1 pseudogene is annotated in these 281 nt (G+C 60.9%); it reads left to right on the top strand.

Annotation, left to right across the window (positions count from 1 at the left end):
• Positions 1–245 (top strand): annotated as a pseudogene (locus tag ACEWQZ_RS02760) (hypothetical protein); the annotation flags it as partial.
• Between the last annotated feature and the right edge of the window lie 36 nt (positions 246–281).

Raw genomic sequence — 281 nt, 5'->3', positions numbered from 1 at the left:
ACCGGCTCAGAGGCAGCCTCGTGACGCTGTGCGAGCACTTTGACGGTCGCGTGACCGTGCTCAGCAAGGGGCAGTCGCTCCCCTTCCGGCTACTAGCCGAAGGCGAGCCGCCCATTCCAATCGAAGACGAGAAGTCCGTCGGCAACCGGGTTGACCAGATCAGACAGCAGCAAGCCGCAAAGCCTGCCTACAAACCACCACCCGACCACCCCTGGAAGCGAGCCTACCCCGACCGCATCACATGAAAACGAAGGGGACATTTCTACTTTGGAGAAAAGGGG

The organism is Wenzhouxiangella sp. YN1, assembly GCF_056324145.1.
Note: the sequence above shows the minus strand (reverse complement) of the source record. Positions and strands in the feature narration are given on the sequence as shown.